Origin of the sequence: Pigmentibacter ruber, assembly GCF_009792895.1 — a bacterium.
Classification (GTDB): domain Bacteria; phylum Bdellovibrionota_B; class Oligoflexia; order Silvanigrellales; family Silvanigrellaceae; genus Silvanigrella; species Silvanigrella rubra.
The window spans coordinates 1,447,127-1,459,274 of the sequence record NZ_WSSC01000001.1 but is presented as its reverse complement, the minus strand read 5'-3'; the positions used below and the strand labels follow the sequence as shown (position 1 = coordinate 1,459,274).

The 12,148-nt window shown below is 27.6% G+C and carries 11 protein-coding genes; 7 read left to right on the top strand and 4 right to left on the bottom strand.

Annotated features, from left to right (window positions below; genetic code table 11):
* Positions 1-2 precede the first annotated feature (2 nt).
* Entirely contained in the window at positions 3-1,100 is a 1,098-nt protein-coding gene (locus GOY08_RS06065) for a thioredoxin domain-containing protein (RefSeq protein WP_158997967.1), read from the top strand.
* 2 nt (positions 1,101-1,102) lie between these two features.
* Here GOY08_RS06065 and GOY08_RS06060 read toward each other — a convergent pair whose 3' ends face one another.
* Complete coding sequence (locus tag GOY08_RS06060; protein WP_158997966.1) at positions 1,103-2,185, bottom strand: hypothetical protein; 1,083 nt, start codon at positions 2,183-2,185, stop codon at positions 1,103-1,105.
* Between the two features lie 167 nt (positions 2,186-2,352).
* Between GOY08_RS06060 and GOY08_RS06055 the strand changes: the two genes are divergently transcribed.
* Entirely contained in the window at positions 2,353-3,003 is a 651-nt protein-coding gene (locus GOY08_RS06055; RefSeq protein WP_158997965.1) for an EcsC family protein, read from the top strand.
* Here the strand turns inward: GOY08_RS06055 and GOY08_RS06050 are convergent.
* Together GOY08_RS06050 and GOY08_RS06045 are read right to left on the bottom strand one after the other, a co-directional pair.
* Entirely contained in the window at positions 2,996-3,973 is a 978-nt protein-coding gene (locus tag GOY08_RS06050) for a CobW family GTP-binding protein (protein ID WP_158997964.1), read from the bottom strand. The two genes, GOY08_RS06055 and GOY08_RS06050, sit on opposite strands and share 8 nt — an antisense overlap.
* Positions 3,974-4,024: 51 nt before the next feature.
* Complete coding sequence (locus GOY08_RS06045) at positions 4,025-5,008, bottom strand: FliG C-terminal domain-containing protein (protein ID WP_158997963.1); 984 nt, start codon at positions 5,006-5,008, stop codon at positions 4,025-4,027.
* Positions 5,009-5,100: 92 nt separating this feature from the next.
* Here GOY08_RS06045 and GOY08_RS06040 point away from each other — a divergent pair, with 92 nt between their 5' ends.
* The 5 genes from GOY08_RS06040 (at position 5,101) to GOY08_RS06020 (ending at position 11,081) form a co-directional block, all read left to right on the top strand.
* Positions 5,101-5,544, top strand: a complete 444-nt coding sequence (locus GOY08_RS06040; protein ID WP_158997962.1) for an acyl-CoA thioesterase — start codon at positions 5,101-5,103, stop codon at positions 5,542-5,544.
* A 3-nt stretch (positions 5,545-5,547) separates the two neighbouring features.
* On the top strand, positions 5,548-7,587 hold the full coding sequence (locus tag GOY08_RS06035) for an acetoacetate--CoA ligase (protein ID WP_202914033.1): 2,040 nt from the start codon (positions 5,548-5,550) through the stop codon (positions 7,585-7,587).
* Between the two features lie 10 nt (positions 7,588-7,597).
* Positions 7,598-8,431, top strand: a complete 834-nt coding sequence (locus tag GOY08_RS06030; protein WP_158997961.1) for a histidine phosphatase family protein — start codon at positions 7,598-7,600, stop codon at positions 8,429-8,431.
* Between the two features lie 92 nt (positions 8,432-8,523).
* Positions 8,524-10,056 carry a LysM peptidoglycan-binding domain-containing protein gene (locus GOY08_RS06025; protein ID WP_158997960.1) on the top strand — a complete coding sequence of 511 codons (1,533 nt, stop codon included), beginning with the start codon at positions 8,524-8,526 and terminating at the stop codon, positions 10,054-10,056.
* The gene (locus GOY08_RS06020; RefSeq protein WP_158997959.1) at positions 10,056-11,081 is read left to right on the top strand and encodes a hypothetical protein; all 1,026 of its coding nucleotides are present in this window, start codon (positions 10,056-10,058) and stop codon (positions 11,079-11,081) included. The genes GOY08_RS06025 and GOY08_RS06020 overlap by 1 nt, the downstream gene beginning before the upstream one ends.
* Here GOY08_RS06020 and GOY08_RS06015 read toward each other — a convergent pair.
* A complete protein-coding gene (locus GOY08_RS06015) occupies positions 11,036-12,073 on the bottom strand; it encodes a M14 family metallopeptidase (protein WP_158997958.1) in 1,038 nt (345 codons plus the stop codon). The two genes, GOY08_RS06020 and GOY08_RS06015, sit on opposite strands and share 46 nt — an antisense overlap.
* Positions 12,074-12,148 lie beyond the last annotated feature (75 nt).

Here is a 12,148-nt window from a genome sequence, read left to right as displayed (position 1 = left end):
TAATGTTGAAACAGAACAAATTATTTTATATTTCTATATATCTTTTAGGAATTTTCAGTGGCTTTGCTCTTTTTTTAACTTATCAATTTATTCAAAATAAATATTCTTCCAATCAAAATAGGATAGTAAAAAAAATAGTAAAGATTGGTGATAGTGTATGGACAAGTGCAGATTTACCAAATGATTTAATTTTAGAATATGCAAATATTGAAAATAATATTTATAATGCTGAAAAAAGGTTTGCAGATCATTTAGCTTTAAGAATTATACTTGCAAAAGAACAAAATAAAAGAGTAGATAAAAATTATATTCCAACTTTATTTGATCTTATAAAGTTTAATCAAGCTAGTGAAGATGATGCTCTTATATATTATAATAAAATGGTTAAAGAACATGGAGTCAATGTATTTTCTGGACAAGGATTTGAGAAAATTAAGACGCAAATTCAATTTCAATTAAATTATGAAAAAATGAATTTAATATCAGATAAAAAAATATCTGAACTATATAACAATGGAAAATATATATCATATGTTAGTAAACCTTTAGGTAATCCTTTGCTTTTTGATATAAGTGTTTTTCCAAATAGAGGTAATAGTAATACTAATATATCACTAATTAGTATTCTTGACTATACAAACCCTAAAAGTATTGAGTTAGAAAATAAAGTAGAAGATATTTATAAAAAATATGGCAAAAAAGTTAATTTTATAAACATTCCTTACACATCAAGTATAAATTCTTTAAGCGGTTTTTTTGCCAAAGGAGCTTTTTGTGCTCAAGAACAAGGTAATGATAAATACTGGAGTTATTCTAGGAAAGTTCTTACTTTTACTTCTAAAAATAATGAAAATGAAAATTTGAAAAATGATGAAATTAAAAATAAAGTATTAAGTATTGCTAATAATGCAAAACTTGATATAAATAATTTTAATACCTGCTTAGATTCCAAAAAAGTTAATGACAAACTGATTTTAATTCAAAATAAATTGTATTCTACAAATGGTTTTCAAGGGAATCCGACTATATATTTAAATAAAAGAGAATTAAATTTTTCTTTGAATGAATTAGACGATAGAATAAAAAATGAGATAAATTGATATTACTCTAAATCAACAGTAAGGCGTATTGAAATTCCAACTTCGGTATAATCAAAAGTAACTGGCTGAACATAAGTAGAGTAATGGCTATAGTATACACGTCCTCTTAAATTCCATCCATTATTAGCTATAATTACTAATAGAGCACCTTCATAACCTTTACCATAATCAGAATTGTAAATCTCATTATTAAATTTTGTATTCAGTAAAAAACCTAATTCGCTATTAAAAAAAATATTTTCGAAATTCAAAAAATTAATTCCCCCTAAAAATTTAAATTTTGTATTAGACATTTTTTCGATTTTTAAAGTATTATCACCTACAGCTCTTACAACAAGAGTATCACCATAAGAAATTAAAAGTTCTGAATATAATAATGAGTTAAATTTATAATTAAGACCTAGAAAATAATTTGTAATTCTTATTATACTATCACCTATTACTACACTTGAATCTGATTGCATAATTTGAGAAATTGAATAATTAATTCCTAAATAGCTTTTAAAGTCTTTTGTCCAATTTTGGATAAAACCAGTTTCAATAAAAGGAATAGCTCTTGATAAAAGTTTTGCTTCAGTGCCAGATGTTGAATCTATTTCTATCAAACGTAAATATTTTATTCCGCTTTCTAAGTAATAAGAATGAAAATTTGAATCTATATTATTCAATTTATCTTCATTTATTAATTCATTTTTAAGTAAACAAATAGATTCTCCTTCAGATAGGGTTATATTATAGCTTGAAATGTTTGGATTAATTTTAAGTGTTTTTTTTAGAAATCCATTTTCTCCATAAATAGGAAAATATTTTTTTTTTCTTAAAATACTAGTTATTGTTTCACCTTCTTTTATTTCATATAGTTCGCAAGCTGTATTTTTATTTTCTTTTAATTTTATAACTTTGCTTTTTTTTAATTCATCAATATTAGCTTCATGAGATTCATGATCTATGTTATTTAAATTATTTGTTTTATTATCTGAATTATTTATGATTTCTTTTGAATAAGAAAGTTGAAATTTAAATAAGATGATACTTACAGTAATAATTAATTTTTTTGTTTTTAATTTATAGATTATCAATTTCAATTGCTTGCTTTCATAAATAAAATTCATACATAATTTCGTTACATTTTGAGGTTTTTTAAAATTTTGTTTTTATTATTTCAAAAATTTGCTAGATAAGGTTAAAATTTCCTAGTTTATGAAAATTTTCTAGAAATTTTATTTCTTCTTAACTCTTCAAGGGCATGTAAATGGCTGAAAAATTGAATGAATCATTAATTTTAAAAACATTAGATTGGGCATACGAGAAAGCCCTCACACAAAATTTACCTGGACTGGATAGTGCTTTTATTTTGGCAGAGGAATATTTAAAACAAGAAGGTTCCTTAGAAGAAAAAATTGATAGTTTAATCCGCTGGCAGAATACAAAAGCAGCTTCATGGGGTTTTTTAACTGGACTAGGTGGTATTGTAGTTATTCCAGTAACCCTACCTTCTAATATTGCTGGAGTATCTTTTTTGCAAATCAGAATGATAGCTGCAATTGCAATTATGAATGGCTATGATGTGCATGATGATCGTGTGAAAACCATGGTTCTTGCATGTTTGTGTGGTTCTGCTGGCGCAGAAATATTAAAAAAAGCGGGTGTTAATTTAGGAACAAAAGTTTTACATAATGTGATTCAAAATATTAGTAAAGAAACAATAATGCGCTTGAATAAAGCTATTGGTTTAAGTTTGTTATCTAGATTTGGGGGAAAAAGTGTTATAAATTTTGGGAAAGCTGTTCCGTTATTAGGTGGTGTTATAGGCGGTGCTTTTGATGGAATTACCACAAATGCTATAGGTGATATAGCAAAAAAAGCATTCCTTAAAAACATTAAAGAAACAAATGTTACTTAGCTACGCAAAGAGAAATTCCTTCTTCCAAAACATCTTTAGGTAAATGGCGACCAATAAAGACAATTCTTGTTTTCTTTTCTTCAGATGGAAGCCATTCTCTATCTTCATTACTTCCCATGGTGGTATGCACGCCTTGAAAAACAATTCTTTTAGATTCATTCTTTATATATAATATTCCTTTATATCTTAAGACTTGATTACCTAATTCATTTAATACAAGTTGCATAAAGCGATTTATTTTTTCAATATCTAGCGGTCTTGTTTCTTCAAGATAAATACTTTGAATGGCATCGTCATGAGAATGTTCATGATATTCCTTTGTTATTTCAGGATTGATTTCTATTCTAGCCTGAAGATCAAATGCATTTATGGCAAGAACTTCCCCTATTTGTACATTTGAATTTACAGTTTTGAAAAGTTTTGCTATTGGATTAATTGTTTTTATTTTATTTTCTACTTCTAGAATTCTTTTCTCATCAATTGTATCAATTTTATTTAATAAAATAACATCAGCAAAGCCTATTTGATCCTGTGTTTCTTTAATTTCAGACAAATTTTGATCTATATGTTTCGCATCTACAACTGTTACAACAGCATCCAGATAAAAATATTTACGAAGATTTTCATCCATAAAAAATGTTTGTGCAACAGGGCTTGGATCTGCCATACCAGTAGTTTCAATTACAACATGGTCAAAATTAATTTTCTTTTTAATTAAATCAAGACAAATTTTAGTGAGATCTCCACGAACTGTGCAGCAAACACAGCCATTATTCATAATTTTTAATTCTTCACCAATGCTTTGAACAACCAGTTCAGAGTCTAAATTAACATCACCAATTTCATTCAGAATTACCGCTATTTTTTTTCCATGATTTTCTTGTAGCATTCTATTTAACAGAGTAGTTTTTCCAGATCCTAGAAATCCAGTAACTACCGTAACAGGATATTCTTTTTGTTGCTGTGCCATTGAAGACTCCATAAGTAAAGGGAAACATGTACCCAAATTTCAATTTTCTTCTTATACCAAAGTTTCTTCCCAAGGAAATGCTATTTTCCCCTTTTCCTTTAGCTCTAAGGCCTTTTTTATAATAGTTGAAATGGCGTTTTCAACTATTTTTTTTTGTACCTTTCCATGTTCCCAGTCATTTTCTATCAAATGTCTCCTTTTTTTTGCTACACAGGAAAGAAATTTTTCTTTTACAGAGTCATCTTCTAGGCGCAGTCCTAAAGATAGTACTTGGTCGCTTAAATTTGAACATAATAAGCTAAGATGATTGGAATTTAATTCAGATATACGCGACAAAGTCAACATATCTTGTGCAATTTTGTTAGCCAGTTCAGGATTTTTCGAGCTTAATCCTGCAAGTAATTGCGTTCTAAAATCACTATTTGCCGCTTGAAGCATTTGGCTTATCTTTTCCACTCCATTTGGAGTTGTATTTCTAGAATTCATATTTTTTTGTAACTTTTCTAGTTCTTCATGAACATTTTCAAGTTCTGGTGTATCAACATGATTTAAGACACTAATTCTTAAGAGTATTTCTGTTCTAACACTTTCGTTGAGATGTTTAAATATTGCTGAGCATTTATCGGGGGGGGCGATTGCTAGAATGAGAGTTATTGTTTGAGGATGTTCAAGTTTTAACCATTGAATTAGAACTTTTTCATAGATTGTTTCAAGAATATTTCTTATTTCATCAATAAGATAGGAGTCTGATAGCTGTTCAATCCAAGTTGGATCTTTTAAAGTTAAATTTGCTTTCGATAAAATTTGCTTTGCTTTATTTATCGAAAAAGCACCTTGATAAGAATCAACTTTTTTAACAAGGTCAACAAATTCTTTAGCTAATATTTCTATATCTTTTTCAGTCAAAATAGGTAAGCGTGAAAAAGCTTTTAAAATTTTTTTAGTTTCATATTCTGGAATGTTTTGGATAAGTTTTGCAGCGTTTTCTTCTCCTGCTAAGGCAAGAATTGCAGCCGCTTTTTGACTTGGAGTCATGTACTTTTTCCTTAATGATTTGATTTTTTATATTCATCCCTTTATTTTAACATTTTTAAACTGGGTTAACCTAACGCTCCTGAGGCTCAATTATGTCAAGTATAAATCAAATTAGGGTTGCTAACCCAAGTGAAGTCACCATAAATAATAGAACATATATCCGAGTAACATCCCATTTGGTGCTAAGTGCACACTTAAATGCAGGGAATAATTTATTTGGTGGATTGCTAGTTCAATGGGCAGATGAGTGTGCAGGTATTTTTGTAATGGAAATTTTGAAAACTCATCATGTTGTGACTAAAAAAATATCTGAAGTGTTGTTCAATGAACCAGCAAAACTTGGTGATGTATTAGAATTTCTTTGTTGCGTAAAAGCAATTGGGAAATCCTCGATAACTGTTGAATGTGTTTGTCGTGCAAAACAGATTGACACTGAGGATAGACTCCGTACTATTTTAAACTGTGACCTCGTGTTTGTAAAAATAGATAAATTTGGAAGATCAACACATCATAATTTTGTGCTAGAGGAAAGTTGACTTATGTTTAAATCCCATTGTGTTCAAATGTTTAATTCAGCTGCGAGTGAATGCCTTTGGGAACCTTCAGAAGAAAAAATAAAATCTGCAAATCTTACATTATTTAGAAATTATATTAATCAGAAATATAATCTTAATTTAAAAAATTTTCATGAACTATATTTATGGTCAATTGGTGAATATGCGGGAAAAAAAAATCATCATTCTGTATTACTATTTTGGCAAAATATTTTAGAATATTTTCAAATAATTCATGATAATGAAGATGAATATAGTGTAATTAATATTGATGATTTTAAAAAAGTGGAATGGTTCCCTTCTGTTAATTTAAATTACACGCAAAATTTACTAAGGAAAAATGATTCTGAATTAGCTATTGTTTTTAGAGGTGAAAATTTTCAAGAAAAAAAATTAAGTTGGACAGAATTAAACATGCAGGTTTCTAAAATGCAGCAATTTCTTCTTTCAATTGGGATTGAAAAAAATGATTGTATTGCATTTTATATGCCAAATATTCCTGAAACAATTACTTTGTTTTTAGCGGCAGCTAGTTTGGGAGCTATCTGTTCATTTTGTTCTCCAGATTTTGGGATTCAAGGAGTTTTAGATAGATTTGGGCAAATTGAACCTAAACTTTTTGTTTTTTCTGATTCAAGTGTTTATAATGGTAAAGTGATTCAAGATTTTAAAAAAATAACTGAAATAATAAGAAATTTAAAGTCGTTAAAAAATATTGTGGAAGTTAATTATTTTAGTAATGAAATTGAAAATATTGATAAAATATTAATTTCTCCTGATATAAAATATAGTAATTATTTATCCGTTCTTAAAAAATTTGAATATAAAGAAATACAATATCCAAAATTCCCATTTAATCATCCTTTGTTCATAATGTATTCTTCTGGAACAACAGGCGTCCCAAAGTGTATTGTGCATGGAGCTGGGGGAACTTTAATTCAGCATGTAAAAGAACATAAACTACACTGTGATTTTAAAGATGGCGATAAAGTCTTCTACTATACAACTTGTGGTTGGATGATGTATCAATGGCTGGTATCTGCACTAGCATCTAACTGTACAATAATTCTTTATGACGGCTCACCTTTTTTTCCTTCGCCAGAAATGTTATTTAACTATATAGACTCAGAAAAAGTTCGTTTTTTTGGAACTTCAGCTAAATATATCGATGCAATTAAAAAAACTTCTTTTATACCAAAAAATAAATATCCTTTAAAAAATTTAGATTTTATAGGTTCTACTGGTTCACCGTTGCATGATGAAAGCTTTGAATTTGTCTATCAAAATATTAAAAAAGATGTGTGTCTATCATCTTTGTCTGGTGGAACCGATATTATTTCTTGTTTTGTGTTAGGAAATCCTACTGGCAAAGTTTTTAAAGGAGAAATTCAAACTCCAGGTCTTGGTATGAAAGTTGAAGTTTTTAATGAATTTGGAAAAAGTATTATCAACGAACAAGGTGAATTGGTTTGTACTTTACCATTTCCTTCGCAGCCAATTTATTTTTGGAATGATCATGATCATTCTAAATTTTTTAATAGTTACTTTAAAAAATTTGTCAACGTATGGCACCATGGAGATTGGGCTGAAATAAAATCTTCAGGTGGTATCGTTATTTATGGAAGATCAGATGCAACTTTAAATCCAGGTGGGGTAAGAATTGGAACTGCGGACATATATCGCCAAGTTGAACAATTTGAGGATATTTTAGAAAGTATTGCTGTTGAACAAAAATGGCAAAATGACACTAGAATTATTTTGTTTGTCAAACTAAAAGTTGATAAAAATTTAACGCCTACACTTATAGATGAAATTAAAGGTAAATTAAAAGTAAATTGTTCTCCAAGACATGTCCCAGCAAAAATAATTTCTGTTCCAGATATTCCACGGACAAGATCTGGAAAAATAGTTGAGACCGCTGTCAAAAGTGTGATAAATGGATTGGAAGTTAAAAATAAGGAAGCAATGGCAAATCCTGAAGTTTTAGCATATTATCAAAATCACCCTGAATTAAATTTAGATTAAAGCAGTAATTATGAAAAAAATAAATCCTATCGTTATTCTATTTAGACATGGTCAAACAGATTATAATGCGGAAAAACGCTTTCAAGGACAGCAAAACTGTCCTTTAAATATGAATGGTTTGGAACAAGTACAAAAAACTGGTGAAGTTATTAGTGATTTACTTGAAGATATTTTTAACAAATTTCCTAATTCTAAAATTGCTGAATGTCGTACTTCAGATCTCCAAAGATCTGTTTTATCTGCACAAGTTGTTAGTAAAGTAATATCAAAGCGCTTAGGAAAAAATATTAATTTTATGAATGAACCTAAATTACGCGAATATCATGCAGGAGAGTTAGAAAATTATACAATTGATGAATATCTTAAAAAAAATCCTGGCAAATTAGAAAAATATTTTTCTGATTATAAAGAAGATCCTTTAAATGCTAAATATCCTGGAGAAAATTCTGAGTCATGGAATATGGTTTCAACAAGAATTCTACCTTTTTTGGTAGATTTAAATCAAGCTTTTATTTCTCAACTAGCTGATAATCCTCAAATTGATTTAATGCATGAGAATTCTGTACAGGATATTTACATTTGGTCAACACATGGTGGAGTCATAAGAAACTTCTTAAGTTTAATGCAAATTTGTGATTTCAATACCTCTTTCATTGAGGTGGGGAATGGAGATGTTCTCCTTTTAAAACCATCTCTAGTAATTGAATCGCATGAGCTAAAAGACAAGCAACTAAATTCTTCAGCCTTACTTAATGACAGGCTAGTGACATGGGAATTGTTAAAACATGTTAAAATAGGTGATTCAATTACTGTACTTACAGATTTATCTACCCTTATTAAGTAAGTCGTAAACTGTCAAAAATTAAGCTTAAAAATTTAATCATTTCTTTAACTTCCGAATTATATGAGCAATGTTGTCTGAAAAAGGATTGAGAATTGCTCAAGATAAAAAATTTATTTCTTAAAATTTTAATAATACTGACTATCTTTCACTTTTCTTTGAAGAATGAAGCATATGCAAAAAAGCAAAATTATATTATATATACTGTAAAAAAGAATGACACATTATTTAAAATCTTAAAAAGATATAAATTAAATCCTATTTTTGGGAAAAATGGATCATTAAAAAGAACATTAGATTTAAATCCAAAAAAAAAGAAATCAAAAGGAAATTTAATTTTTCCAAGAGAAAAAATAAAAATACCAGCTTTTAAAACCCGAAAAGGCAAAAATATAATTGCTATTGACAATACTCAAGAAGAAAAGGAAGTTCAAAAAAAACAACCCATTTTGATTCTTAGTGGCATTTTAGAAAAAAACGCTATTATTTTAAAATGGGATATTTCTCCTGAAAGTAGTGAATATAAATATGATGTAAAAAGAGCTTTTGTTGAAGAGAATGAATTTAAAATTATAGAAGAAAATTTAACTATTAAAGAATTTAAAGATAAAGATTTGTTTTTAGAAAAGGAATATAAATATATAGTTACCGTTAAAGATGGAAATGGTTTTATTTTAAACTCAAATGAATTTAAAATAGTTTATAAACCATTATTTTATACTAGTTTAAAAGGGATGTTAAACGATAAAAAAATACATTTAGAATGGGAAGGACTAGAAGATAATAGCAATATTAAATATATCTTACTTCGTAAATTTAAAAATGAAGATGAATTTAAGCCTATTTTAATAAATACTTTTGAGAATACATTTTCTGATTTGAATATTACTGGAAATAAAATATATCAATACCAGGTTAAAGCTATCAATGCGGATAAAGAATTAGGAATGTCAAATATAGTAGAAATTCCATCATTTCTTTTAGCTTATCATGAAAATAATTTAAAATTAAATATAGCAACAGCATATTATACATACCATGAATATAATACAACTAATAATACTGATAATGTTCTTTATACTTCATTAAGTCCAACTTTAGGTTTAAGTTATTTAAAAAATTGGAATGAAAATTTTGCTACTTATTCTTCTTTAGAATTATCATATTTAGATTTTTTAAATAGTAGTTATTATAATATATCCGGAAATCCTGTTTTACTCTATGGATTAAATTTAGGATTAAATTATCAATTAATGAAATACTTGCATATACATGAAAAAATTAATATTGGAAAAGATGTTATTTATAAACCTTATAGTAATAATTCTAACTTACAAAGTATTTATACTTTTAATAACTCATTGTACTTGGGAATTCACTTTTATAAAACAAAATTGCTTGATATATTTACTGAAATAGGCTATATAGCATCTTTAAGTTTAACAAATACAAATGGATTTGGAAATGGCTATGAAATTAATTTTTCTCTGTTGAAAGGATTTGAAAATTTTGATTTTACTACAAAAATTTATTACTTAAATAAAAATATAATAACTTCTGATGTGACATCTAATGAATCGAATTTTGGCTTAATTGCTGAAATAACATTTCCTATAGGAGAGAATTAATGAATTGTATACTTTTAATAATACAATTTATTTTCTCTAAATTAAATATAATATTCCTTGTTTTTTTAATTTTGCAACCTTGTTATGCGCAAAATGAAATAAATGCAATAGATAATTCAGGTTCAATAATAAATTCTAAAGATCAAAATCATTTAAAAGAGTTTAAGGATATAGAAATTGTTAAACCAGAGAATAATATAGCCAATCCAGAGTTGAAAACACCAGAGAATAATGTAGCCAATCCAGAGTTGAAAACACCAGAGAATGAAATGACATTAAATCCTGAAGAAAAAAATGATTTAAAGAATGAAATGGAAAATGAAATGGCTCAAAAATCAATTTTATCTTTTGATAATAGAACGAATAAAGTAAGTAGTGACAATTTTTTTTCTTATGAATTAAATGGAAATATTCATTACTATCAAATTTCTGGGACAGATAAAAATTATAATATTTCTCAGACAATTCTTTTTAAAGCTGTTACTTTACAGGAATTTGGATTAACTGAAAATTGGAGCCCAAATTTAAAAACCTTTCAAAAAATGAATTATTCCGTTTTGCAAGTTTCATCATCAACAGCTGGAATAAATGTATATAATTCCTTAAATAGAATTGTAAATGCAATTTTTGGATTAAAATATGATGTAATAGAGAAAATATATTTAAAACCTGAATTTCAATATGGTGGTTTAATTGCATTTAGAGCCCTGAATTCTAAGACAACAGTGATAGAAACAATTTTATTACCTAAGTTAAATGCAACATTTGGATTTCATATTTTTTATACAGATCATGTCGAATTTAATGTATATGGAGTTTGTAATGCCATCATACCTGTTCAAGTACCTAATTATGGAAGTGTAAATGGTTTTGGCTATGAATTTGGTCCCGAATTTATTTTCAAAAAAACAGAATGGTCTTTCAATACAAGTTTATATTATAATTCTTTTTATCTAAAAACTTCACCAATTAATTTAAATTACTTAGAATTTGGTTTGCGATTAGGATTTGCTCTTGATTTATAAGAATAAGTCCATTTTAATGGATGAAAATTCATTTTTTGTGCTATCACAAATAGTTCTCCAGGTAAGGGCTGTTTTGCTTGGTGATTTTCATCGCGAGTAGGGTATTTTGGAAATAAAATATTTCCACTTAAAGGTGCTAATAAAGGTTTATTTAAGTTATCAAAGCCAATATTTTCATTTTTTTCTATATATTTAAAGTTACTAAGTCCTTGATGAAGTCGTTTTGTTGGATGATCAAATTTTTCCTTGTATTTAATTTGCATGAATTCAAAATCATCATTTTTGTGAGCTAATTTTTTAATGGAGCAATGGTGCAGGAATACTAAATCCATGTTTTTAATAGCTCTTTTCATTATCCAATATGCAAAAAGAGCAGCACTAGTATGGAACCCTTTTTCTCCAAGTTCAATAGTAATTCCTACCTTTTGCAATGAGCGAACATATTCATCTGTACACATCCCTAAATTTGAAAAAGCCGCTCCTTTTTTTCTCGTTACATATGTATTCGATATACCAGTTGATCTTGCCCAATAGTAACTTTGAAGATCCATCTCAAAAATATAAAATGGTCTTAAACATGGCATAATAGTTTGATGAAAATCATAATAAATATCAGCTTGTTGCAGTAAAGGTGTGAGCTCTGCAGCTCTTTTTGCTTCTATAGTATTAGAAAAAGAATTTTTTGTACCAAAACTTCTGTTTAAATCCATTTCGATAAAACGAACATTTTGGCGCGCAGCAGGAATGTTTCCCAAGAAAAATGATATTTTCCCACCATATGTTATTTTGTGAGAGAGAAGATCTTCAATGATTTTAATAATAGCTGGCAATGAACCTGTTTCGTTCCCATGCACTAAACCAGAAAAAATAATATGACCTTTATGCTTTTTAAAATCTATGGTTAGTGAATGGGGAATTCCATTACTGTAGTCTGCTGCATATTTTTCAAAAATTTTTAAGTTGTCTTCAAGATTTAATATTTGTGAATTCACTTTCAACTGCCTTTAATTAAAAGAAGGAAAAGAATCAATCAGATTCTTTTGTTTGCAAAAATGTAGCATTTAATT

What these genes read in the sequence shown, in the direction of transcription:
- GOY08_RS06065 (WP_158997967.1), top strand. Translation starts at nt 3, where the DNA reads ATGTTGAAACAGAACAAATTATTTTATATTTCTATATATCTTTTAGGA.
- GOY08_RS06055 (WP_158997965.1), top strand. Translation starts at nt 2,353, where the DNA reads ATGGCTGAAAAATTGAATGAATCATTAATTTTAAAAACATTAGATTGG.
- GOY08_RS06050 (WP_158997964.1), bottom strand. Translation starts at nt 3,973, where the DNA reads ATGGCACAGCAACAAAAAGAATATCCTGTTACGGTAGTTACTGGATTT.
- GOY08_RS06045 (WP_158997963.1), bottom strand. Translation starts at nt 5,008, where the DNA reads ATGACTCCAAGTCAAAAAGCGGCTGCAATTCTTGCCTTAGCAGGAGAA.
- GOY08_RS06040 (WP_158997962.1), top strand. Translation starts at nt 5,101, where the DNA reads ATGTCAAGTATAAATCAAATTAGGGTTGCTAACCCAAGTGAAGTCACC.
- GOY08_RS06035 (WP_202914033.1), top strand. Translation starts at nt 5,548, where the DNA reads ATGTTTAAATCCCATTGTGTTCAAATGTTTAATTCAGCTGCGAGTGAA.
- GOY08_RS06030 (WP_158997961.1), top strand. Translation starts at nt 7,598, where the DNA reads ATGAAAAAAATAAATCCTATCGTTATTCTATTTAGACATGGTCAAACA.
- GOY08_RS06020 (WP_158997959.1), top strand. Translation starts at nt 10,056, where the DNA reads ATGAATTGTATACTTTTAATAATACAATTTATTTTCTCTAAATTAAAT.